General features: G+C 40.9%; 20 protein-coding genes. 8 read left to right on the forward strand and 12 right to left on the reverse strand.

The features are described 5' to 3' along the window. Nucleotide 1: 1 nt before the first annotated feature. Genes ACFFIP_RS08335 through mraZ form a run of 5 tightly spaced genes read right to left on the reverse strand, consistent with a single transcriptional unit; the run spans nt 2 to nt 5,302 of the window. The gene (locus ACFFIP_RS08335) at nt 2-1,465 is read right to left on the reverse strand and encodes a UDP-N-acetylmuramoyl-L-alanyl-D-glutamate--2,6-diaminopimelate ligase (protein WP_382387134.1); all 1,464 of its coding nucleotides are present in this window, start codon (nt 1,463-1,465) and stop codon (nt 2-4) included. Continuing rightward, a complete protein-coding gene (locus ACFFIP_RS08340) occupies nt 1,466-3,574 on the reverse strand; it encodes a PASTA domain-containing penicillin-binding protein (protein WP_382387135.1) in 2,109 nt (702 codons plus the stop codon). After that, nucleotides 3,571-3,951 (reverse strand): FtsL-like putative cell division protein, encoded by a 381-nt coding sequence (locus ACFFIP_RS08345; protein WP_382387136.1) that lies wholly within the window; start codon nt 3,949-3,951, stop codon nt 3,571-3,573. Before ACFFIP_RS08345 ends, ACFFIP_RS08340 begins: the two co-directional genes overlap by 4 nt. A 2-nt stretch (nt 3,952-3,953) precedes the next feature. Further along, nucleotides 3,954-4,859, reverse strand: a complete 906-nt coding sequence (gene rsmH / locus ACFFIP_RS08350) for a 16S rRNA (cytosine(1402)-N(4))-methyltransferase RsmH (RefSeq protein WP_382387137.1) — start codon at nt 4,857-4,859, stop codon at nt 3,954-3,956. Between the two features lie 2 nt (nt 4,860-4,861). Further along, nucleotides 4,862-5,302 carry a division/cell wall cluster transcriptional repressor MraZ gene (mraZ, locus tag ACFFIP_RS08355; RefSeq protein WP_382387138.1) on the reverse strand — a complete coding sequence of 147 codons (441 nt, stop codon included), beginning with the start codon at nt 5,300-5,302 and terminating at the stop codon, nt 4,862-4,864. A 458-nt stretch (nt 5,303-5,760) separates the two neighbouring features. On the opposite strand from mraZ, the gene ACFFIP_RS08360 reads away from it, so the two are divergent. Beyond that, on the forward strand, nt 5,761-6,996 hold the full coding sequence (locus ACFFIP_RS08360; RefSeq protein ID WP_382387139.1) for a TlpA disulfide reductase family protein: 1,236 nt from the start codon (nt 5,761-5,763) through the stop codon (nt 6,994-6,996). Nucleotides 6,997-7,078: 82 nt separating this feature from the next. Here the strand turns inward: ACFFIP_RS08360 and ACFFIP_RS08365 are convergent, their stop codons facing one another. Next, entirely contained in the window at nt 7,079-8,053 is a 975-nt protein-coding gene (locus ACFFIP_RS08365; protein WP_382387140.1) for a polyprenyl synthetase family protein, read from the reverse strand. 264 nt (nt 8,054-8,317) lie between these two features. On the opposite strand from ACFFIP_RS08365, the gene ACFFIP_RS08370 reads away from it, so the two are divergent. The 5 genes from ACFFIP_RS08370 to ACFFIP_RS08390 all read left to right on the forward strand — a co-directional run bounded on the left by ACFFIP_RS08370 (nt 8,318) and on the right by ACFFIP_RS08390 (nt 15,364). After that, nucleotides 8,318-10,015 carry a 1-acyl-sn-glycerol-3-phosphate acyltransferase gene (locus tag ACFFIP_RS08370; protein ID WP_382387141.1) on the forward strand — a complete coding sequence of 566 codons (1,698 nt, stop codon included), beginning with the start codon at nt 8,318-8,320 and terminating at the stop codon, nt 10,013-10,015. Further along, nucleotides 9,993-11,051 (forward strand): NAD(P)H-dependent glycerol-3-phosphate dehydrogenase, encoded by a 1,059-nt coding sequence (locus tag ACFFIP_RS08375; RefSeq protein WP_382387142.1) that lies wholly within the window; start codon nt 9,993-9,995, stop codon nt 11,049-11,051. Before ACFFIP_RS08370 ends, ACFFIP_RS08375 begins: the two co-directional genes overlap by 23 nt. Continuing rightward, entirely contained in the window at nt 11,052-11,831 is a 780-nt protein-coding gene (locus ACFFIP_RS08380) for a sterol desaturase family protein (RefSeq protein WP_382387143.1), read from the forward strand. Nucleotides 11,832-11,907: 76 nt separating this feature from the next. Then, nucleotides 11,908-13,185, forward strand: a complete 1,278-nt coding sequence (locus ACFFIP_RS08385; RefSeq protein ID WP_382387144.1) for an APC family permease — start codon at nt 11,908-11,910, stop codon at nt 13,183-13,185. 49 nt (nt 13,186-13,234) lie between these two features. After that, nucleotides 13,235-15,364, forward strand: coding sequence for an outer membrane protein assembly factor BamB family protein (locus ACFFIP_RS08390; RefSeq protein WP_382387146.1), 2,130 nt, complete (start codon nt 13,235-13,237; stop codon nt 15,362-15,364). Nucleotides 15,365-15,849: 485 nt separating this feature from the next. Here the strand turns inward: ACFFIP_RS08390 and ACFFIP_RS08395 are convergent, their stop codons facing one another. From ACFFIP_RS08395 to ACFFIP_RS08410, 4 genes are all read right to left on the reverse strand, one after another. Continuing rightward, nucleotides 15,850-16,920, reverse strand: coding sequence for a DUF4934 domain-containing protein (locus ACFFIP_RS08395; RefSeq protein WP_106566691.1), 1,071 nt, complete (start codon nt 16,918-16,920; stop codon nt 15,850-15,852). 154 nt (nt 16,921-17,074) lie between these two features. Continuing rightward, nucleotides 17,075-18,052, reverse strand: a complete 978-nt coding sequence (locus tag ACFFIP_RS08400; protein WP_106566692.1) for a YpdA family putative bacillithiol disulfide reductase — start codon at nt 18,050-18,052, stop codon at nt 17,075-17,077. A gap of 15 nt (nt 18,053-18,067) precedes the next feature. Further along, complete coding sequence (locus ACFFIP_RS08405) at nt 18,068-18,853, reverse strand: NRDE family protein (RefSeq protein WP_382387147.1); 786 nt, start codon at nt 18,851-18,853, stop codon at nt 18,068-18,070. Between the two features lie 48 nt (nt 18,854-18,901). After that, nucleotides 18,902-20,011 carry an alkene reductase gene (locus ACFFIP_RS08410; protein WP_382387148.1) on the reverse strand — a complete coding sequence of 370 codons (1,110 nt, stop codon included), beginning with the start codon at nt 20,009-20,011 and terminating at the stop codon, nt 18,902-18,904. Nucleotides 20,012-20,213: 202 nt separating this feature from the next. Between ACFFIP_RS08410 and ACFFIP_RS08415 the strand changes: the two genes are divergently transcribed. Next, entirely contained in the window at nt 20,214-20,588 is a 375-nt protein-coding gene (locus ACFFIP_RS08415; RefSeq protein WP_382387149.1) for a BlaI/MecI/CopY family transcriptional regulator, read from the forward strand. After that, on the forward strand, nt 20,588-22,504 hold the full coding sequence (locus ACFFIP_RS08420) for a M56 family metallopeptidase (RefSeq protein WP_382387150.1): 1,917 nt from the start codon (nt 20,588-20,590) through the stop codon (nt 22,502-22,504). The genes ACFFIP_RS08415 and ACFFIP_RS08420 overlap by 1 nt, the downstream gene beginning before the upstream one ends. A 50-nt stretch (nt 22,505-22,554) precedes the next feature. Here ACFFIP_RS08420 and thrC read toward each other — a convergent pair whose 3' ends face one another. Both thrC and ACFFIP_RS08430 read right to left on the reverse strand, forming a co-directional pair. After that, nucleotides 22,555-23,859 carry a threonine synthase gene (gene thrC, locus ACFFIP_RS08425; RefSeq protein WP_382387151.1) on the reverse strand — a complete coding sequence of 435 codons (1,305 nt, stop codon included), beginning with the start codon at nt 23,857-23,859 and terminating at the stop codon, nt 22,555-22,557. 42 nt (nt 23,860-23,901) lie between these two features. Continuing rightward, nucleotides 23,902-24,834 (reverse strand): homoserine kinase, encoded by a 933-nt coding sequence (locus ACFFIP_RS08430; RefSeq protein WP_382387170.1) that lies wholly within the window; start codon nt 24,832-24,834, stop codon nt 23,902-23,904.

A 24,834-nucleotide genomic window follows, 5' to 3' on the forward strand; every position in this document is an offset into this window, starting at 1 on the left:
ATCAGTTTTTATTTAAAAGATGGAGCATATCTTTTACCACTTCCCTGTCATCAAAAGGATGCTTTACACCCTTGATTTCCTGATAGGTTTCATGACCTTTACCTGCTATAAGAATGATATCTCCTTTCTTAGCCATGATTCCTGCTGTTTTGATCGCCTCTCTCCTATCTTCTATTATCATCGTTTTCTTTAAATCTACTGGATTGACTCCGGCTTCCATTTCCCTAAGAATTGCCATGGGCTCTTCATCTCTAGGGTTATCTGAAGTCAGGATTACTTTATCGCTGAACTGTGTGGCGATTTTAGCCATCACGGGTCTTTTTGTTTTGTCCCTGTTTCCTCCACAACCTACCAAGGTAATGACCTGCTCTCCGCCTGTCCTTACCCCTTGGATAGTTTTCAGGACATTTTCCAATGCATCTGGGGTATGGGCATAATCCACAATTGCGGTAATCCCATAGAGGTAAATCCTATCAAACCTACCTGCTGCTCCCTGAACTTTGGAAAGCTGCATCAAAACTTCATCCTCATCTTCTCCTAATAAGACTGCAGATCCAAATACCCCCAAAAGGTTATAGGCATTAAACTCACCGATCATTCTGAACCAGATTTGTTTGTTGTTAATATCCAACTCCAACCCTTCAAGCGTATTCGAAAGCACTTTGGCCTTGAAATCTGCTGGATATTTGAGCCCAAAAGTCTGATGGGTAGCTTTACAGTTCTGCAGCATGACCATCCCCCTTTTATCATCAGCATTAACCAGTGCAAATGCTTCTTTTGGCAGATCATCAAACAACTTTTTCTTAGCCTTGATATATTCATCGAAGGTTCCGTGATAATCCAGATGATCGTGGGAAATATTGGTAAAGACTGCACCGGCCAGATTCAGTCCAGCTATCCTCTCCTGAATAATGGCATGGGAAGAAGCTTCCATAAAACAATGGGTACAGCCTTTTTCAACCATTTTCTTGAGTAAGGATTGGATGGCAACAGCATCCGGTGTTGTATGGGTAGCAGGTATAATTTCATCGTTGATTTTGTTCTCTACAGTAGACAACATCCCAACGTTATAGCCCATCTCCCTGAATAACTGATACAAAAGTGTGACGGTGCTGGTCTTTCCGTTAGTACCAGTCACCGCCACAAGCTTTAACTTCTCAGATGGATTTTCAAAATAATTAGACGCCATGATACCCATGGCTTTTGAGGAATTGACCACCTGAACAAAGGTGACCCCCTCTAGGATAGTTTTAGGCAGCTCTTCACAGACAACTGCTACGGCACCTTTTTCAAGTGCAAGGCCAATAAATCCATGACCATCAACCTGTGTGCCTTTCATGGCCACAAAAACAGAACCTTTGCTAACCTTACGGCTATCAAAGACAATATCTTTAACACTAACTTCCATATCACCTATGGTAGCAGTCAAAGAAACCTTATACAATATGTCCTTAAGAGCCTTCATTTATCCTAAAATCAAATTGATCACGTTATTTTGCTGAACAGGAGAACCTGGGCTGATAGATTGATTTTTCACCCTTCCCTTACCCTGGTACACTACTCTAAGTCCTTTGTTCTCCAATACATATAAAGCGTCCCTCAATGGCAGACCACTAACATCGGGAACAGTCGGGGAATCAGTAGGAGTAGTCTTCCATTGAATTGACTTAATCTGCGCCACAGACTTCACCCAATTTTCACCTTGACCGCTGTAATGATTAGATATCCCAAATCGGTTACATATCATCTGCAATTCATCTACTTTTCCGGCCTGGATATAAGGGAATTCACTGCCGTTTTGAGCCATATAATTCCCAGATGGGAATTTCTTGTTCAATTTCAGGTCCTGAGAATAAATTTTGTCTGCAATTTCCTTGAATACCGGTGCAGAGATATCTCCCCCGTAAGCATTGAATCCTTTAGGGCTATCGATGATTACAATTGCACTGTATTTAGGATTATCAGCGGGGAAATAACCGGCAAAAGATGTGTAATACTTTTGGGTATACCTCCCATCTATCAACTTCTGGGCAGTACCTGTTTTTCCAGCGATTCTATAATCAGTATTGTAGACATTTCTAGCAGTTCCGTTCTTCACTACTCCTTCAAGCAATTCCTGCAACTGTTTGATCGTTTTTTCGGAGGCTATACTTTTTCTAAGAACTTCAGTTTCGAATTTCTTCTCTATCTGATTGCCTTTGGCTATAGCCTGTACGATCATAGGCCTGACCATTTTACCGTTGTTGGCCACAGCGTTGTAAAGCGTCAGGGTATGTAAAGGCGTCAACTTGGCTTCATATCCTATGGACATCCATGGCAGGGTTGTCCCATACCAATATTTCTCACCAGGCTTTTTGAAATAAGGTGCTCCTTCACCCTTGAGCTGAAACCCAATAGGCTTATCCAATCCCGCTTTTTCTATATATGCCACAAACTTTTCGGCCACATGGCCAAAATGCTGCTCTACCAATTTTGAAATTGCCACATTAGAAGATTTTTCAAATGCCTCTTTTACAGTGATTTCTCCATAGCCACCTTGCTTTACATCCCTCATGATGCGGTCATAGAAACGATAGGTTCCATCACCCGTATCCACTATGTCATTCAGGCTAACTTTTCCTTCTTCCAATAAAGCCAACATGCTCAGCAACTTGAAGGTGGAACCTGGCTCTGTCAACCCTTGATCACCTATGGCGAAGTTGTAGTTTTCACCATAACCATAGCCATTTTTATTCTTTTGCAGGTTTGCTATCGCTTTGATATGTCCCGTAGCGACTTCCATGACGATAACTGAACCAAATTCTGCATCCTTGCTTAACAACTGTTTCAACAAAGCAGATTCTGCTACATCCTGAATATTGACATCCAATGTGGTCAGGACATCAAAACCATCATCCGGCTTCACATCAGCAGCATCAAATACCGGCTTCCAAGATCCACCTGCGATTCTTTGGAATAAGGCCTGACCATTTTTTCCTTCCAGATACTCATTAAAGCTATATTCGATTCCCACACCATAACTGTCTTCATTCAAGAACCCCACAGTCCTGCTTGCGAGGTTATTGAAAGGCCTGTATCTTTTTTCAACTTTTTCAAAAATCACTCCTCCCCCCATTCTACCGTCTCTGAAAATTGGCCAATTGGTCATTTCCTGCATGTCCTGATAACCTATCTGCCTCCTATTGAGGATCAGATATCTTCTCTTTTGAGCTCGGGCATCAGTTATAGCTCTTTTGTATGACACAGCTGACTTATCCTTGTAATAGGATGACAATAAATAGGAAAGGGAATCGATTCCTTTTTTAAACACATCCTCTTTGGCAACCATAGGATCAATCACCACTCTGTAAAATGGCAAACTGGTTGCCAATAGGCTGCCATCGGCCGCATAAATATTTCCCCTTGTAGCATTTACTTGTCTGAACTGGAAATTGATGGATTCAGATTTGGCCTGCCATTTCTCCCCTTCCACAAACTGCAAATGGACAACCTTATATAAGATTGTCCCGGCAAATAAGGCCACCACAATGAAGGCGATCCTTACCCGAAGCACTATGGAACGTTTGATATTCACTTTTTCACTTTTATTTTAACAGGTGGTTCACTGATTTCAACAATTCCCAAAGGGGCAATCTTTTTGGCTACTTCAGATTGTTTACTGCTGAGCATATACTCAGCCTCCAAAGTGGTCACATCTGCTCTCAGGTCTTCCACCTCTCTTTGCATCACTTCAATTTTCCTGATCAGGTTTTCTGCCCTATGGTTACTCCAGATATAAATCAGGGCCAATAAGGCAACATACAAGAAAGGTGGCACGAATTTCACCGGTATCCCCTCTCCCAGAATTGATCTTACATCAAGTTTCTCTTCAATCAGGGTAAAAATGCTTTTACCGTTCCCTTTTGGAGAAGAACTCTTACTTATCTTCTTTTTTAGAGTATTCTGGCGCATTTCTACAATTTTTTGGCTATTCTCAATTTGGCACTTCGTGCCCTGTTATTCCTCTGGATTTCTTCGGCATCTGCCACCACAGCTTTTCTTGTCACCGGTTCTAGAGGTCTGATCAGGTTTCCATAAAAATCCTTTTCTACCTCACCTTGAAATTTACCCTTAGCGATAAAATTCTTCACTAACCTGTCCTCTAAGGAATGGTAGCTCATGACCACCAGTCTTCCTCCGGGCTTGAGCGCGTCCACGGTTTGAAGAAGCATTTCTTCCAAGGCTCCCATTTCATCATTTACTTCAATCCGTAAAGCCTGAAACACCTGTGCGAAATACTTGAACTCCTTGCCCCTTGGAGCAAATCGCTGAAGGAGGCTTTTAAAACTTTCCGTTGTGGAAAACGGCACCATTGCTCTTTGGGAAACTACAGCTTGGGCCAAAGTCTTGGCGTTTTTGACCTCTCCATAAATCCCAAAAATCTTATGAAGCTGACTTTCCTCATAGGTGTTCAGAACATCCTTAGCTGATATGCTCATGGCAGCACTCATTCGCATATCCAACTCTCCTTCAAATCTCGTGGAGAACCCTCTTTTAGGCTCATCAATCTGATGGGAAGAAATTCCCAAATCAGCAAGAATACCATCCACTTTGTCTACTCCATAGAGCCGTAAATATTTACGAAAATCCCTAAAATTGGCCTGGACAAAAGTAAACCTATCATCTTCCGGTACATTTACCTCAGCATCAGCATCTTGATCAAATCCATACAAATGCCCTTTGTCCAAGTGCTTCAGGATTTCCCTGGAATGTCCGCCCCCACCAAAAGTAAGGTCAACATAAATCCCGTTGGGATTAATAGCCAAGCCTTCAATGCAAGGGCCTAGCATCACTGGAATATGGTAAGTATGATCTGTCATAGTTATGAAAGGTATTTATCCATTAACTTGGACAATTCTTCCTGATCGACCACAACGTTTTGTTTGTATTTCTCAGGACTCCATATTTCCACAAAACCACCGACACCAATTAGTACGGCATCTTTGTCAATTCCTGCCCATGTCATAAAAGTCTTTGGGATTAAAAAACGCCCTGCATTGTCCAACTCCACCTCAGTCATACTTTCAAAAAAGCTACGTTTGATAAGCCTTTGTACCGGATCACGATCTGAAAGTGAACTGATCTGGTGTAAAAGTTTCTTAAACTCAACCTGGGTGTACAACGCAAGACAGCCATCGTCTCCCTGACGTAGAACGAGCTCGGCACCATTGGATTCCGGAATTGCCGCCTTGATCTTGGCAGGCAAAGCCAGACGTCCTTTGGCATCGACTTTACATTCATACCGACTGTTGAACATTCCCATGGGCTTATCTTGAGTTTGCTATAAATACAAAAGTAAGAAAAGCATCAACACAATCCACCACTTTCCCCCACTTTTCTCCACTTTTTTATAAAACTATTCAAAAGTTTGAATTATCACAATATTTTCTGAAAAAAATGAAGATTTTTTTACTTGAAGATCAGGCTGTTGACAAATGAATCTTGAAAATTAAAATCGCACAAAAATGTTTAAAAAAGCCATTATTTTGGTATTTTAAGCAGACTAAATTTTTGGTCATAATCAAAAAACCAAAATTGGGGTAAAAAGTGGGAGAAATTCCCATCAATTATCAAATAATCTTTGCAGTAACAGACAACCATTATGTAAATCAGATAATTTAAAGCATTTTGAGAACAAAAATCTTCAGTCCTTGTATAATAAAGATTACCCCATCATATTTGTAGGGAAAAAATATATCCTCAACCACATCTTCAGTTCCTATGATCAGGAAAGTATCTTATTCCACCCTCACGTTACTTGCTTTCACACTGCTTTATTCTTGCGGTAAACAACAAAAAGATTTTGACATACAGGGACAATGGCATGCACAGCTTGATATATCACCGGACATCATCCCCTTTCAAATTACCTTCAAAAAAAACAAAGAAAACTGGAGTGCTGAAATCCACAACGGAGAAGAGGTCCTTGTGTATGACGAAGTCGAACAGTCAGGAGACTCCCTGGCCATCCAAATGGGTATTTTTGATTCTGTAATCAAGGCTAAAATCCTTTCTGAAGACATGATGAGTGGTGTTTTTATAAAAAATTACTTAAATGGTTACAGCATTCCTTTCACTGCGGAAAAAACAGAAAAAAACAGGTTCAGCACCACCCTAGAACCTACCGTAGATTTTTCCGGAAGATGGAAAACCCTCTTTGTAGAAAACAGTGAAAAAAGCTATGATGCGATTGGCATCTTCGAACAGGATGGCAGCAAAATAACAGGTACATTTTTAACCAAACTTGGAGATTATCGCTTCCTTGAAGGAAATGTAGAAGGGAACACTTTTTACATGAGTGCCTTTGACGGAAGCCATGCCTATTTTTTTATGGGCAGCATGGGAGCTGACGGTAAAATCGAGGGTAAGTTTAGAAGTGGCCCATCTTACCGGGAATCATTTACAGCCGAAAGAAATGAAGAATTCGAATTACCGGACGCCTATTCTCTCAACTATCTAAAAGAAGGATATGAAAAGCTTTCTTTCTCTTTCCCAGATGTAAATGGAAATATGATTTCCAATGAAGATGAACAATTTGAAAATAAAGTGACTTTGGTTCAATTATTCGGAACCTGGTGCCCAAACTGTATGGATGAGACAAAGTTTCTTGTTGAATGGCACAAAAAGAACCGTGACCGGGGTATTGAGATCATTGCTCTTGCATTTGAAAGCAAACCCGATTTTGAATATGCCAGCAATAGAGTGAAAAAGACTATTGAAAGGATGGGTGCAGAATATACCTTTCTAATAGCCGGAGAAAGCAATAAGGAAAAAGCCTCTCAGTCCTTACCTGCTCTCAATCAAGTAGTAGCCTTTCCAACTTTGATCTACATGGACAAAAAAGGGAATGTGAGGCATATACATACCGGATTTAATGGTCCGGGAACAGGCGTCTATTATGAAAAGTGGATAGAAGAACATGAAGCAGTAATCACGGAGCTATTGCAGGAAAATTAAAACTTGAAAACAAAAAAGGGAGCAAGATTTGCCCCCTTTTTTGTTTCATTCTGCAGCGCTAAGCATCTAAGCTTTTAACAGATCATTTCTTCCTTTCAATCGTAAACCTGACCAACCCTTCCAGGGAAGTTTTGTATTCAGAGGAAGGGAATCCTTCCAGAATAGCAAGGGCTTCTTCAAAATATTTATTCATCACCTCAGTAGCATAAGCCAATCCACCTGACTTTTTCACAAAGCCGATGACTTCGTTAACTGCTTTTTTATCCTCATTTTTATTTCTGATCAGGTAGATAATCCTTTTTTTATCCAACCAAGACGCATTGTTCAGAGCATAAATCAACGGAAGGGTCATTTTCTTTTCTTTGATATCGATACCTAATGGCTTGCCTATCTCATCCTCCCCATAATCAAAAAGGTCATCTTTGATCTGGAAGGCCATTCCGATTTTTTCTCCAAAATCACGCATCCTTTCAATAAGCTCTGGACTGGCTCCTGAAGTAGCAGCACCTACGGCACAACAGGAGGCAATCAAACTGGCCGTTTTCTGCCTAATAATGGTATAATACACATCTTCAGTGATATCAAGTTTTCTGGCTTTTGCGATCTGAAGCAGTTCCCCTTCTGACATTTCCCGGACTGCATTAGATACAATCCGCAACAACTCAAAGTCTCCATTATCAACACTCAAAAGTAAGCCTCTTGACAATAGATAATCCCCAACCAAAACTGCAATTTTGTTTTTCCAAAGCGCATTTACCGAGAAAAATCCTCTTCGATAATTGGCATCATCCACTACATCATCATGGACCAAAGTAGCTGTATGCAGCAATTCAATCAAGGCAGCCCCTCTATATGAAGCTTCTGTAATCCCTCCACTTACACCTGCCGTCAAAAAGACAAACATAGGACGCATTTGCTTGCCTTTTCTCCTGACAATATAATTGGTGATATGATCGAGAAGCTTGACCTTACTTTTCATAAAGTCACGGAACTTCTTCTCGAACTCCTCCATCTCTGTGGCTATGGGTGCTTGTATCTGTTTGAGGTCGGGCTTCATAAACAATTAGGGTACAATAATACAATGGATTCCAACTAGGACAAAACCCATATTCAAATATTCCATTATGGAACAAGCCATTTTTGAAAACGTTTTGAAAAATCCGGTTAAGTTTTTATAAATCCGGGCTAAAATGGGAAAAAAAATCAATAACAGGTCCGCTTTTTAGGAAAAGGAAGAATATCAACACGCTTTGGTGGTTTATCCATCCTCCTCAAGCTGTTTTTTTACTATCTTTGTCTTTGATCCAAATTTGAACTACACTTGGCTGAAGGATATATCAAACATAAATACACACCCATTCTTCCCCAAAAAGATGAATGGCCTGTGGTCAAATTAAGCAAGAGCAGAAAAGAATTTATCAAGACTGTGGCTGAAACAAGCAAAAAGGCCATTTTGGAGATCACGGGAAATAACACCGACCTTATTAAAGAAGAGCTAGAGACCACCCTTTACCGGGAAAAATTGCGCATCAAACAAAACCCCTGGGCAGTCGATCCTGATGATGAAAAGGAGTTTTGGCAAAAAGTCAAATCAACTCTCGTTCAGGTAAGCTCTGATAACACCCTTAATAAAACGCAAAAAAAGAAAAAATACACGGAAATTCTGAATGATATCACCATGCGGTATGCAGAAGAAATCGCCAGTAATTTCATCCATTCCCATTATAAGCTGACCAGAAGAATGGTCACTTTTGGTTTTGCCAGGCTGCTGAATGCAGCCAGGGTAAAGGGGATCAAGTCTCTTTTCAGTAATCAATACACCTTACAGGATAAAATTCAAATTGTAGGAGAGACTGATCAGATCCGTGAATTGGCATCCAAGGGAACTATTGTAATGGTCCCTACCCACTTTTCAAATCTTGACAGTATCCTGATTGGTTGGATCATTTCGGTTTTGGGACTTCCTCCTTTCATTTATGGGGCCGGACTGAATTTATTCAATATTGGGATTTTTGCCTATTTCATGAATGCATTAGGGGCATACAAAGTGGACCGAAGAAAGAAGAACCTTCTTTATTTGGAGACGCTCAAGACCTATTCCTCAGAAGCACTCCAGTTTGGCGTTCATAGCCTTTTCTTCCCAGGCGGAACTAGGTCAAGAAGTGGCATGATAGAAAAAAGGCTGAAACTTGGCCTGCTGAGCACCGCTGTAGAAGCCCAAAGAGCCAATTATCAAAAAGGACTAAAAGACGTTGGCGGAAAGATTTTTATTGTTCCGGTTACCATCAATTATCATTTTGTTTTGGAAGCGCCTAGTCTAATTCAGGAGCACTTATCCATAACAGGACAGGAACGGTATTACAAAGAAGTGGATGAATTTTCAACCTCTTACAAAATCTCAAAATTCTTGGTAAAATTCTTCACCAAAGGCTCAGACATCTCTGTCTCTGTAGGCAAAGCCATGGATGTATTGGGGAATTATGTAGATAATTCTGGAAACAGCTTTGATAGCCATGGAAGAAAAATCGATACAATGGACTATTTCATTTCCAATGGCAAAGTGTCTGTCGACACCCAAAGGGAAGAAGAATATACCTATCACCTAGGGAAAAGGATTGTAGAGGAATTCCATAAAATTAATCGGGTTTTCAGCTCACATTTGGTGGCCTTTACCGCCTTTCAGATGATCAAGCAAGACAATAAGAAACTGGATCTTTACAATTTACTCCGTTTACCAGAAGAAGATATTTTTCTGGTTTATGTGGAATTCAAAGAAGCGTGTATGATGGTCTTAGCGAAAATATTTGAACTCGAAGCCGCAGGTAAACTGCAGGTAGCTCCCCACATGAAACAGGACATTGATACTATCATTACACATGGTCTGGAAAATGTCGGCATGTATCACGCCAAAAGACCTTTAGTGAAAAACAAAAATGGCAACATCGAGACTCAGGATTTGACCTTATTATATTATTACCACAATAGATTAGATGGATATGGCCTTGAAAAACTCTTCTAAAGAAAAACCTGTTGGAGTAGTAGGCATGGGGAGTTTCGGAACTGCCATTGCCAATATGCTGGCAGAAAAAAGCAATGTAATTGCATTCGTAAGAAGATCCGAAGTTGAGGATGAAATCAATCAAAAACATCAAGTCGATGGCCTCGACATTCATCCAAATATTATCGGTACACAAGATCCTGAATTCCTTTGTAAATCATGCGACACCATTTTTTTCATGGTACCTTCAAGTGCTTTTCAGGAAGTAATACGCTCTTTTTCCCCCTATTTATATCCTTACCACCTGGTCATACACGGCACCAAAGGACTCTGTCTTGATCTGCCTGAAGGAAAAAAGCTGGAGGACATCGGGGTCATCAATAGGGGAAATATACTTACCATGAGTGAAGTAATCCTAAAGGAAACTGTAGCTATCAGAGTTGGTTGCCTGGCAGGTCCAAATCTCGCCAGAGAACTTTACTTGGGCCAACCTGCAGCAACAGTAGTGGCTAGTAAGTATAATGAGGTGATTTTGGAAGGGCAAAGACTGTTGAGGTCCGATAAATTTCAGGTCTACGGCAACTCGGACATTGTAGGTGTTGAACTGAGCGGAGTACTTAAAAATATCATTGCCATTGCCGCTGGAGCCCTCGCCGGTTTGGGTCTGGGAGAAAATGCAAAAGGATTACTGATTTCCAGAGGCATGGTAGAATTGGTTTATTTGGGCAATGCCCTAGGCGGAAGCCTGAAATCTTTTATCGGCCTTGCGGGAATTGGCGATTTGGTAGCCACCTGTAATTCAACCTTATCCAGAAATTACACCGTAGGATTTAGATTGGCTAAGGGAGAAAAACTGGACGAGATCATGAACAGCATGGCAGAAGTGGCGGAAGGTATCAATACGGTCCGTTTAATGAAAACTTTTGTGGAAGGAAAAGGAATGCGTGCACCAATTACGGAGAACCTCTACAAGGTATTATTTGAAGATCTTAAAATTGAAGAAGCATTACAATATCTGATGAAATACCCATTCAGTGTGGACATTGATTTCTTATAAATGGAAGCTGGAGAGTTTTTTCAAATTTGGAAACAAATCTCAGGAAATATCACATACCGGTATTTTCTGATTGCTGGAATTGCTTTCCTTTTGTTTTATGTTCTCTTCAATAAATTCTTTTCCATCAGAAAAATACAAGCCAAATTCCCCCAAAAGAAAGATTACCTGAGAGATATCACATTCTCCATGATCACTGTGCTGATCTTTGCCACAATGGCTACTTTGGTTTTTTGGGTACTGACTCCCTACACCAATCTCTATAGGGAAATTGATACATATGGAAAATTCTATTATTGGCTCACTTTTCCATTGATGTTTTTGATTCATGACACATACTTTTATTGGATGCACCGATTGATGCATTCCCCTTTATTATTTAAAAAAGTCCATTTAACCCATCACTTGTCCACCAACCCAACTCCATGGACATCTTATGCATTCCATCCTTTGGAAGCAACTATCGAAGCCGGTATCATTCCTTTGATAGCTTTTACCTTGCCTGTTCACCGGTCTGCCTTAGTACTCTTTCTTCTTTTCCAGTTTATTTATAATGTGTATGGGCATTTGGGATTTGAACTTTATCCCAAAAATTTTCACAAAACCAAAATCGGAAGATGGATCAACACCTCCACTGCCCATAATCTTCATCACAGGCAATTTACAGGGAACTATGGGCTTTATTTCTTGATCTGGGATAGATGGATGGGAACATTGAGAAAAAACTATGAGCATACATTTGAAGAAGTCACAGAAAGAAAAACCCGAAAAACTACTGTTTAAATAATTTCCTCTTTGGATTTTCAATGATTTGGATATCTTAAGCAGTCAAATTAAGGATCAGAAAAGTAAAACCCCTATGCTCAAACGCGGAATCCAAAAGTGGGACCTGGTATTTTTAATTATCAATTCCGTCATTGGAGCGGGGATTTTTGCTTTGCCGGCTAAGGTATTTGCGTTATCTGGTGTTTATTCCATTTTTGCTTTTCTCCTATGCGCCTTGGTCATGATGGTCTTGATCCTGGTTTTTGCAGAGGTCAGTTCAAGATTTGAGCAAACCGGAGGGCCGTATTTATATGTTTTAACTGCTTTTGGGAAAATCCCCGCTTTTATCATTGGTTGGCTGCTCATGCTCACAAGGCTCTTTAGCTATGCCACCTTGATCAATTTATTGATCCTTTATCTTTCCTTTTTCTCCGATACTTTCAACCTCCCCGAAGTCAGAATTGGTTTGATCTTACTGATTACAGGACTGATCACCTACTTTAATTGGATAGGAGTCAAGAATACTGCACGAGTCAGTAATGTTCTGACAGTAGCCAAACTTTTCCCATTGGCCGTATTTATCATAATTGGGCTTTTTTATATTGATTTTGACTTGATGAAGGGAGGAACACCTCCAAATTGGTCAGATTTCTCAGCCTCAACACTATTGTTAATTTTTGCTTTTGGCGGTTTTGAGGCAGGGCTGGTAAATAGTGGTGAAATAGTCAATCCTAAAAAAAACCTGCCTTTCGGACTTATAACAGCAGCAGCAATTATCGCTGGATTTTATATTCTGATCCAGGTTGTTTCCATTGGCACGCTTCCAGATCTGGCCAATTCAGACAAGCCATTGGCAGATGCGGCTACAGGATTTATGGGTTGGTATGGCGGCATGTTTATCACAATTGGAGCAGTAGTGTCCATCATGGGCACATTGAACGTTCAAATCCTGAGTGGATCTCGACTACCTTATGCCTTGAGTCTGGAAAATCAATTGCCCGCATTATTTGGAAAAGTACATCCTAAGTTTGCCACACCTTATGTTTCTATCCTCTTTTTTGCGTCTTTGGTTGCATTGGTGGCAATCATCTGGGGTTTTATGAGTTCCCTGGCTGTATCGGTCATTTCCAGATTGATTCTATATGCATTAGTAGCGGCCTCCTTGATAAAACTCAGGAAAAGCCATCCAGAAGATAAACACTTTAAAATTCCTTATGGCAATTATTTAGCCATTGCAGGGATTATTGCTACAATCTGGCTCTTATCAGGAAGTCAGGCGGAAGAGATTTGGGACACCCTGGTCTGGACAGGTTTGGGACTGGGAATTTTTGCCATTCACAGGATTTTCAGCAAACTCAGAAAGAAGAATTGAGTGATAATGGTTGGTTTTTATTAGATTTAAATCAACCTATTTCAACCATATGAACCTGCTCCGACTATTCCTTATCTCCGGATTTGCATCGGTTATTTTATCCTGTTCGAGAAGTGAACAATTTCCCCTCCCCGACTATTCCAAATGGGAACATTTTGGAGGCACCAAAGATGCAGCACGTTATTCCTCACTGGCTCAGATCAACAGGGACAATGTCAATAACCTAGAGATGGCTTGGACCTTCAACACCTATGATGCCACAGAAAGAAGTCAGATTCAGACTCAACCAATTGTTATCAATGGCATTTTATATGGTGTAAGTCCTCAGATCAATGTCTTTGCCCTGAGAGCTGATACAGGCAAACCAGTCTGGAGATTCAATCCTTTTCAGCTTCTTGGGGGCGAAAATTCCTGGGCTGGAGTCAACAGGGGCTTGACTTACTGGGAAGACGGAGCAGACAAACGTATTTTCTTCAGTGCATCCAATTTCCTGATTGCCTTAGATGCCGAATCGGGAAGACCTATTGAATCTTTTGGAGAAAAGGGCATGGTTGACCTGAAAAAAGACCTGGATACCGATTTGGAAGATTTCTTATTGGTAAGCAATACCCCTGGAATCATCTACAAGGACAAAATCATCATTGGCATGCGCCTTTCCGAAGGTCTGGACGCAGCACCGGGACATATCAGGGCCTATAATGTCAAAACGGGAAAAAGAGAATGGATTTTCCATACCATCCCTCTGGAAGGCCAATTTGGATACGACACTTGGGACCCTGATTATATCCAATTCATAGGAGGGGCCAATAACTGGGCAGGAATGAGCCTGGATGAGGATAGGGGCATTGTCTATGTTCCAACAGGATCTGCAACCTACGATTTTTGGGGAGGCTACAGGCATGGGTCCAATTTATTTGCCAACTCCCTTATAGCCCTGGATGCCAACACAGGACAGAGAATCTGGCATTTCCAGGGAGTGCATCATGATATGTGGGACAGGGATTTTCCCGCCAACCCTAACCTCATCCGTATCAAAAAGGATGGCAAATGGATAGATGCTGTAGCTCAGACTTCCAAACAGGGGTATGTGTATGTTTTTGATCGGGTGACAGGTGAACCTGCTTGGCCGATAGAAGAACGTCCAGTCCCACAATCTACCCTTCCGGGAGAAAAAAGTTGGCCTACACAGCCCCACCCCACTTTACCAGAGCCCTTCATGCGCATGGTGTACACCGAAAATGAAATCTTGCGCCTGACTCCAGAGTGGGAAGCGGATATCAGAGGCAAACTCGATAATGTAAAATTCGGCAACATGTGGCTGCCACCAAGCCATGAACATGGGATAGTCCTATTTCCAGGCATGGACGGTGGTGCAGAATGGGGAGGATCATCCTTTGACCCATTTACCCAAACACTCTATGTCAATGCCAATGAAATCCCTTGGGTGATACGCATGGGGGCCAATCCAAAATCTACCAGTCTGGGGCAGAGCGTTTACGCCAACTATTGCGCCAACTGTCATGGTATGGACCGCAAAGGCAATCCACCTGCATTCCCCTCCTTAATTGGTTTGGATAAAAAATACAATGAAGGCAGTTTGGACAACCTGATCAAAAACGGAAAAGGAGCCATGCCTGCCTTCTCCCATATTGCAGAGAATGAGCGGAAAGCCATGATCGCCTATCTCTTTGGAGAAGAAAAAGAAGATCCTAATGCTAAAAAAGAACTGGAAGGAGGTAAAGAAATGATGACCCCGCAATTTTACATGCAGGGTTATTCCCGTCTGCTGACGGAAGATGGCTATCCAGGAATACAACCTCCCTGGGGTACGCTGACGGCCATTGACATGAATACCGGGAAAATCAAATGGCAATCTGTCTTAGGAGAATTTGAAGAACTTACAGCAAAAGGATTTGCTCCTACAGGTACAGAAAACTATGGAGGTCCAGTGACTACTGCAGGGGGATTGGTCTTCATTGCAGCCACCAAGGACGAGAAAATCAGGGCTTTTGATAAAGATACCGGTAAAATCTTATGGGAGGCCAAACTTCCAGCTGCCGGGCATGCTACCCCGGCGGTCTATTCGGTCAATGGAAAACAGTATGTGGTCATTGCCTGTGGTGGCGGAAAAGGCACCAAATCCGGGGATGCTTATGTTGCTTTTGCTTTACCGGATTGACTGTTAAAGTTTTGAACCACAACCTGTCCTGAAAATCGGGAAAAGGAACAAAAGGTATTCTTTAAGACCTTAACTCTGATAACTTAGTGCGACAAAAAGGCCCGATTTTGATCAATCAAAAGACAAATTTCAGAATAAAAGAAAGCCTGATCACTCAACTTTTACAGGAAGCTGGTGAAAGCAAGGAATAAAATTTGAAGGACAATTGAAAGTTTTTGCTTTACAGAATTGAACAAAAAAGTCTGTGAATCACAACCTTTCCCTAATATCGGGAAAAGATTCAAAAGGGGAACAAAAGGAAAAGCACATACCCCAATAGCGGATGGTTAGGATATTGCAAGACGTATCGGGAAAACTTTTGTGGACTCTTTTTGGTTCAAAAAAATCATTTCGGTTTTTGTCTTGATTACACAAGAAGCAAGACGTGTCTTCGTACTTCGTACTTGGTACTTTGTACCTCTTTTTACCTCCTACCTGAAAAAGGATCACTTCAACTTAACAATCCCAATAACAGGATTCATTACCTCAGAGGCGGATTCCATGAATTCCATGGATTTCGCATAATAGAAGACATTGCTATTGAGGTCTAATGGTCTTAAAACCACTTTATCCCCCTGCTCATCGAAAAATCCTTCATCTAGATTATAACCTTTGGATTTTTTCAGATCATAGAGAAAAAACTTCCTCTTGCTTTCAATGTCATATTCACATAAGAGGTAATCCTTTGACAGGATTATACTGATGATCATTATGGCTTTATTCCCTTTGTCGTCAAAATGGGGAGCCTCAAAATCCAGTTTTATATGGGGAATTAAATTTGAATTATCGATATGAAATAAAGTATCCCTTAAGGTTTTGTCAATAGGTGGTGTAGGCGTGTAAACATAATTTCTATCCCCTACCCTTGAGATAAAGTTCCTGTTATGAAAACCCAAAATCATTCTTTGTTCCAAAACAACCTGCCGTAAGGACAAAGAGTCCGTTACTTCAAGTTGGGGATTCATAGCCAATAAAAACGTTTCATTGGAAAATCTATTTTCAACGGGCCGCATCAGCTGTTCGGTAATGGCATGAAATTCGTTCCCCAGAAAAGTTAGGTAATTCAAATTGTTTGGGAAGGTTCTTTCTTCCAAGAAAACACCTTCCTCAGAGTACACCAATAGTCTTCTTCCATCACTGATATATATCTTCCCTGAGGCTTCATCTATGGTAAATCCGAAGATAGTTTTGGTTTCTCCCGGGCCATCGCCTATCGGTATCAGGTTTTTGATATAGTTTCCTTCAATATCAAAAACCAGAATCTTGTTGTTCCGATCTTTTACAAAAACCTTTTTATCTGAAATTTTAACATCATAAACATTGATGATCAAGGCATTCTCCCTTGTTTCTAAAGGAATAGTTTCAATAGAACCGGCAATAGCTGCCAAGCTAATATCACTATCGGTACTTTGAGGAACTTTAATGATTTTCATTCCTGAATGCTCAGTTTTGGAACAAGCAAAAGTCAAAATGAGCAAAATAATTAATCCGGAAAGCTTTAGGGATTTTTTCTTCATCAAAAATTAATTTTTAAGTAATTAAACCTAAAGATTAAATTTTATAATCACAAAAATTAGGCGACTTTAATTCACGTAAAGACGCAAAGACACTAATTTCTTTACATAAGCTCATTAATTTTTTCCTCAGTCTTATGTCTTTTGTCTTGAATCTTCAAACCTTCTTCCCCAAGATATGCTTCACTATCTGCTCTGCATGTATAATGGAGTTCTCAATAAAAAATTCCCTTGTATTCAATCCCCCACAGACTACGCCGGCCAGATAAACACCGGGTACATTGGACTCCTGATTCGTCTGATCGTAGCAGGGCTGACGCTTTTCATCTAGGCTTAACTCTACGCCCAATTGATCCAAAAGGGCAAAATTGGGCACATAACCTGTCATGGCCAGGACAAAGTCATTTTCAATAGTGACTCCCCCGTTGGGGGTATTAACGACCACTTCCTTTTCCCTGATTTCTTTAACAAGAGAATGGGTAAAGGCTTTGATGGATCCTTCCTTGATACGATTTTCAATATCAGGTTTGACCCAGTATTTGACATTAGGGTCGACACTCTCATCCTTGAGGACCATGGTCACTTCAGCGCCTTTACGCCAGGTTTCCAAGGCTACGTCCACTGCAGAATTTCCTCCTCCTACAACCAATACTTTTTGTCCGATATAGGGCCAGGGTTCTTTGTAATAATGGGTGACTTTTGGGAGTTCCTCCCCGGGAACATTCATCAGATTGGGAAGGTCATAAAACCCGGTAGATAAGATGACATTTTTGGTGATGTATGTATCCTTAGAAGTGATGATTTCAAACAGATTCTGCTCTTTTTTAAGCGTCTTGACTTCTTCATATAACCTGACTTTAAGCTTCCAGGTCTGCGCTACCCTACGGTAATATTCCAAGGCTTCTGTTCGGGTAGGCTTATGGGAAATAGACATAAATGGAATCCCACCCATTTCCAACTTCTCAGAGGTAGAGAAAAAAGTCATGTTTAATGGATAATTGAAAAGAGAATTAGTCAAAACACCCTTTTCCACTATGACATAGTTAAGTCCGGCTTTTTCACATTCGATCCCACAGGCGAGCCCGATTGGCCCCCCTCCGATTATCAAAACATCTAAAATCTCTTGATTTTCCATGTTTTTACAACAGGATTAAGAATGATTCTGTTCCAAAAAATTTTCCACCTTAAAGTTGAATACAGTATCCTCATGGGTTCCTGCTACCTGATCAAACTTCCTTTCCATCATTTCTACTTCTCCCGTATGTTTCCAAAGCAGGACAGTAGAATTTATCGTACCATAATAATTCCCTACATTGATAAACTGGGCAGAAAGGAGCTTTTCCTGCTCGGGAGTTGCTCCTGTATCCGGTAAAACCTCCTGTGGATCAGTTTCTCTGGAATGCTGCCCTGTCATCAGACTTTCTGGTTCAAAGTTGGAATCTTGGATATGATGATGAAGGTTTTGCTTGGCTTTGACCAACTTGGGCCAAGGTGTTTCCAGCACTGAGTTGCTCAGCCCATATAGGCCGGGCTTAAGTCTTTGGATACCATCCGTTTTATTAGAGAGATAATAGAGCCCTTCATGATTTCCTACCAAAAGGTTGAAACCATCATAATCCCCCTTTTCCTTTTCTATTTCTTCCAGATAAGAGAGGGGATCCATATCCCCTTCCAGGTAATTCTTGACCAAATCACCGCGAGACTTGGCATATTTTTCTTTATTTCTCAGATTTCTGAAATTGGTAATGGCTGCAAATCGCCCATTGGGATGCATACCCAACCAAGTTCCTCCTGCGCGAAGGTCTTTGCCTGCATAAAAACCAGAATCCCATAACTGCAAAGGAGCCGATGGCCTTTCAAAGAATTCGTCTCTGTTGGCCACTAAGATAAATTTATACTCAGGATGGTTATCCCAATTAAACGCTAATAAACACATGCTTGCAAAATAATAAAAAAGGCCGAACTAAGTCGGCCTCTAAGTCAATTATATCGATTTTGAAACGGATAATTTAGGATAATCTGTAAATCCCTTTTCTCCTGGAGTATAAAAAGTGGATTGATCCCAATCTGCCAATGGCCCATTTTCTGCAAATCGCTCCACCAAATCAGGATTGGAAATAAAAGGCTTGCCATATGCCACTGCATCAGCCAAACCCTCCAAAATGACCTTATTTCCTTTTTCCTGATCAAAACTTGCATTGATGATCAAAGTACCTTTGTACATTGGTCTGTACCTTTTAGCAATTTCTTTTTCAGCATAAGGAATTTCAGAAACATCATTGAAGGGTTCTGACAAATGTAGATATGCCAGATCATATTGATTGAGTTTCTCAATGATGTAATCAAAGGCCGGAATTGTTTCCTCATCCAACGTCATTCCAAAAATACCATGAAGTGATGGGTTCAACCTCACGCCAATTCTATTTTCAGGCATCACTTCCTTGATGGCGTCAATCACTTCAAATAAGATCCTGGCTCTGTTTTCAATACTTCCACCATATTCATCAGTTCTTACATTAGAAGTCCTGTTGAAAAACTGGTGCAACAAATACCCATTTGAGGAATGGATTTCTACTCCATCAAAGCCTGCTTTCATGGCATTCGCTGCCGCATTTTTGTAATCCAGAATGGTTTGTTTAATTTCTTCAATAGTCATTTCCTTAGGTGTCTCAGTGTCTTTGAAACCCTCTGGTGTAAAAGACTTGGAATGTGGATTGATCGCAGATGGCGCATGAGGCAATTCACCTCCATGAAAATCAGGATGGGACATTCTTCCCACATGCCACAATTGAATAAATATTTTACCTCCTTTTTCATGCACACCTTCGGTGACTTCCTTCCATCCTTCCACTTGGGCATCAGAATAAATCCCTGGTGTATTTACATATCCTACTGCTTTTTTGGAAATCTGAGCACCTTCGGAAATGATCAGCCCTGCTGATGCCCTTTGTTGGTAGTATTTTATATGGATATCAAATGGTGCATTTTCAGGATTGATTGCCCTACTCCTTGTCATAGGAGCCATGATTACCCTGTTTTGCAATTCCAAATCACCCATTTGAAGCTTTTCCAAAAGCGGTTGTGTATTTTTCATAATCATTGGTTTATTTTTCTAATCTATGTATATACAACTATTTTCATTTAGGCTTAGTTCCAAGAAGTCGATCGCAGAATTTTAAATATGTTAATAGACTCTTGTTCAGCTCCAAAATTAAAATACGAAAAAAATCGTATTAAATTTTGGAAATACGAACTGATTCGTATAACTTTGTACGAAACGAATCGTATTAAACCTTATGAATACTAAACCCACGGAATCCGAACTGGAAATTTTATCCCTTTTATGGCAGATGAAAAAGGCCACTGTCAGGGACATCCACGAAAAATTGTCTGAAACCAAGGATACCGGATATACCACAACATTGAAAATCATGCAGATCATGCACGCCAAGGGAATCTTAGGCAGGGATGAGCAAAGCCGTACCCACGTGTACTATCCTTTGGTGGAAGAAAAAGCAACCCAGCAGAATCTTGTCAGCAACTTTATGGCCACAGCATTTGGTGGCTCTGCCAAAAACCTGGTCATGCAGGCTTTGGGACAGGGCAATCCCTCTAAGGAGGAATTAGATGAAATCCGTGCATTTTTAGATCAATTGGAAAAAGAACAATAATGGAAATCGTTGAAAACTTGATACCGGAAACTTATCTCTTTGCCTTAGGTTGGATGATCATCCATGCTTTTTGGCAAATTGCAAGCATAGGTCTTTTGTTATGGCTTGGCCTTAGGGTTTTCAATCAAAAAAGTGCTGCTTTTAAATACCGTCTTAGTTCGGCAGCCATTGCCATCATCGCATTACTTGCTGTGATGACATTCAGTTGGCACCTGGACACAAATCCAACAAGTAAACTGAGCTTAATTAGTAAAGCGGATTGGGCATACCTGAGCGCCCAATCTGATGTGATCCAGCAAATACAGGCCCCAAATGAAGGCCGAGCAGATTGGCTGCTTGTAAGCAAAAGAATTGAAAAGTACATTCCTGCATTGGTCAATATCTGGATGATGGGCGCTTTCCTGTTTTTCTTCAAAACTGCCAGCAGCCTGGCTGATCTGAGATCGCTCCATTATAAAAAACACGATTCCGTTCCAGATAAATTATCAAGGTTAGTTGAAAAAATAAGCAATCAATTGGCACTTACCAGACCCATAAAAGTCCTTTCCAGCAGGCATGTGGATGTACCGCTGACTTATGGCATACTTAAACCGGTCATCCTTATTCCTTCTGCTTTGCTCTTACACATGAGTCCCGGCCAATTGGAAGCCATTATTGCCCATGAAATAGCACATATTAGAAGGCATGACTACTTGGTCAATCTGATCCAATCCATTTTGGAAATACTCTTCTTCTTCCATCCGGTATTCTGGTGGATAAATCACGAAATCAAGAAACAAAGGGAAATGGCCTGTGATGAGTTGGCTGTGACACTTGGAGCAGACCCCAAAGATCTCGCTCATGGCTTGGCCTATGTCATCAACCATGCCCAAAATCATGTTTCTGAAATGGCAATGGCTGCAGCCAAAAAACCTAACCCTACTTTAGACAGAATCAAAAAAATAATGGGAGTCAAAACCTCCCCTACGCAACCAACTACTTTAACCACAATTACCATGATTATTACTTTAATTTTGGGCGCCACATTGATAGTAGGTGCCTATGACCAACAGGACATCCAAGAAAACGAGGATTATTTGACTGTGGAATCCAGTACCAAAACCCTAGACTTAACATTAGAATTGAATAAACCTAAGGTCTCACAGGATACTATTCCACCCAAACCAGTCCTTCCTAAAACCTCAGAGTCAATCCTTGATCCCTCTTTAAGTCCAGAGCAAATGGAAAGTTTGCTAAAACACATGGAGCCCTTAAAAGAAATGGGAATGCTTTTCAAAGAACTGGAATTCAATTGGGGTGATTTCAGTACCATGCCACATTTGGAGCTGAAGGACCTGCCAATGCCACATTTCAATTTCGAGAACATGCCCAAATGGGAAATGGATCCAGAAATCTTTCAAGGAATGCTTCCGGATTCCAAGATGTTAAAGGAATTAGCCACTATCCGACCTCCAATGCCAGATAGTCTCTTATTTTTCAAAGGAAATTTTGCCAAAAGAAACGATATGAGCAATGAAGAATGGCAGCAACACTTAAGGGAACAGAATGAAAAACTGGCCAAGTGGAAAGAAGAGCATGCTGACAAACTGGAAGCTTGGAATCAAGAAAGAATTGCCAAAACAGAAGAGTGGAAAAAGTCAATTGAGCCTAAAATCCAGGAGTTTCAGGCAAAGATAAAGGGTTGGGAAAAAGAGAATCAACCTAAAATGGAAGAATATCAAGCCAGGGTGAAGGCTTGGGAAAAAGAAAACCAGCCAAAAATCGAAGAATTCCAGAGAAAGATGGAAGAATGGCAAAAAGCCAATGAAGAAAAAATGAAGGAGTTCCAACAAAAAATGTTAGAGTGGCAGAAAGAACATCAAGCCGAGCTCCAGGAACTTCAGAAAAGAATCCGTGTAACGGATAACGAAAACTAAATCCCTAAAAAAAGGGTCTGATATTGAAATCAGGCCCTTTTTTATTGTTTTTATCTCGATTTCAACAATAGTGATTTAAAGGCTGCAAAATCATTTTTCAGCTCTTCATACTTTTTTTCTCCATTTAAAAATTGGGCCAAACGGGCAGGAAGTTCGAGATCAATACCCAAAACTTTATCCACCACAGACTTGAATTTACCTGGATGGGCGGTTTCCAGAAAAATTCCAACAAAATCACTTGGATTCATTTTGATAAAATTACGGAGTCCTAAATAGCCCACTGCACCATGGGGATCCATCACATATCCGGTTTCCTCCATCACTTTCTTCATGGCCTTTGCTGTATCTTCATCATCAAAATAAAAGCCTTTTACTTTTTCCCTAAACAAAGCCTCATCATTTCCATACAAAGCCAAAAGCCTGAAGAAATTACTGGGATTGCCCACATCCATAGAGTTACTGATGGTTGACACAGAAGGCATGGCCTTAAAATCCAAGCCGTGAAGAAAGTCAGGTACTACCCTATTGATATTTGTACTGGCCACAAAGGTATGTATTGGCAAGCCCATACGCTGGGCCAATATACCTGCCCCCAGATTCCCGAAATTCCCACTAGGTACAGAAATCGCAAGCTTTTTATTTTTCTCAGGCAGTCTGGACCAAGCATAAAAATAATATAGGCATTGGGGGATCCACCTGGCAATATTGATGGAATTTGCAGAGGTCAGGAGCATGTTATCATTTAGCTCTTTATCCAAAAAGGCATCTTTGACCATTCGCTGACAATCATCAAACATCCCATCCACTTCAAAGCAATGAATATTCCCTCCCAAAGTGGTAAACTGCTTTTCCTGCAATTCAGAAACCTTACCTTTTGGATATAAAATAATCACCTCCACTCCAGGCACATTATAAAAGCCATTGGCCACCGCTGAACCTGTATCTCCGGAAGTAGCCACCAATACCTTCACTTTTCTTTGCTCACCCTCCATTAACATGGACATGAGTTTGGAACAAAATCTAGCCCCAAAATCCTTAAAAGCCAAGGTTGGCCCATGGAACAACTCCAGGCTATAAATTCCCTCCTCCACTTTAACCAAAGGTGCATCAAAGATTAAGGTGTGATCCACCAAGTCTTTGATTTGTTCTTCATTCAAATCCTCCCCAAAAAGTGCCCCAATTACAGCATAACCTATTTCCTGAAAACTCATTGAAGGCAGTTTTTCAAAAAAAGAAACAGGCATTTCAGGAATACTTTCCGGCATATAAAGTCCTTGATCAGGTGCCAATCCTTTGATGACAGCTTCTTTCAGGGACACTTTATGGTCTGGGTTATTGGTACTATAATATTGCATAGGAATACTTGAAGACAGCTTTGCTATTATTGTTTTAAGGACTCAATGAGACTGAACATAGGCACCCTTATCATTGACTTTGGATACATAAACATCCACTTCCAAACCGATTTTTTCAAACACTTTTTTACTCTCCTTGCCTACTTTTAAAGCAATTTCCTTTCCTTCTGACAAGATAAAAATTGTCGGACCCGAACCGGAAATCCCTGAACCCAATGCTCCAATCTCCCTCACTACATTTCTCAATTCATAAAAACCTGGAATCAAAAGCGCCCTTGTAGGTTCTGCAATTACATCTTTCAAAGACCTGCTGATGAGCTGAAAATCATTCCTGAACAAACCCGCAATGAAACCTGCAATATTTCCCGATTGAACAGTCGACTCCTTTAAGGAAATCTGCTGTCTCAACACAGACCTGGAATCCATAGTCTTGAGTTCCAAATGAGGATGCAATAGCGTACAATAAAGTCCATCAGGAACAGGGAGCTTGATCACATCAAGGGGATCATAATCCTTGATCAATACAAACCCACCGAGAATGGAGGGTGCGACATTATCAGCATGTGCTGTACCACAGGCAATCCTTTCTGCTTCCATCGCAAATGGGACTAGGTCCATTTTCTCAAACGGATTGCCCAAAACTTCATTTGCGGCCACCAAGGCTGCAGCTGCACTCGCTGCAGAAGAACCCATACCGGACCCTAATGGAAGCCCCTTAAATAAACTCAACTCTATGCCCAGGTTGACCCCTAAGGAATTCAGCATGGCCTGCACTGCAACCGAACAAGTGTTTTTGTCGGCATCAAATGGTAATTTCCCTCCATCACCTTGAATCTCTACAACCTTAACCCCAGGAGTATCCACCAACTTGACAGTAACCTCGTCCCCAAGTTCATCTATTGCAAATCCAAGGATATCAAATCCACAGGAAACATTGGCCACTGTAGCCGGTGCAAATGCAGTTACTAGCTTCAT

Source organism: Fontibacter flavus (assembly GCF_042432905.1).
Taxonomy (GTDB): Bacteria; Bacteroidota; Bacteroidia; order Cytophagales; family Cyclobacteriaceae; genus Fontibacter; species Fontibacter flavus.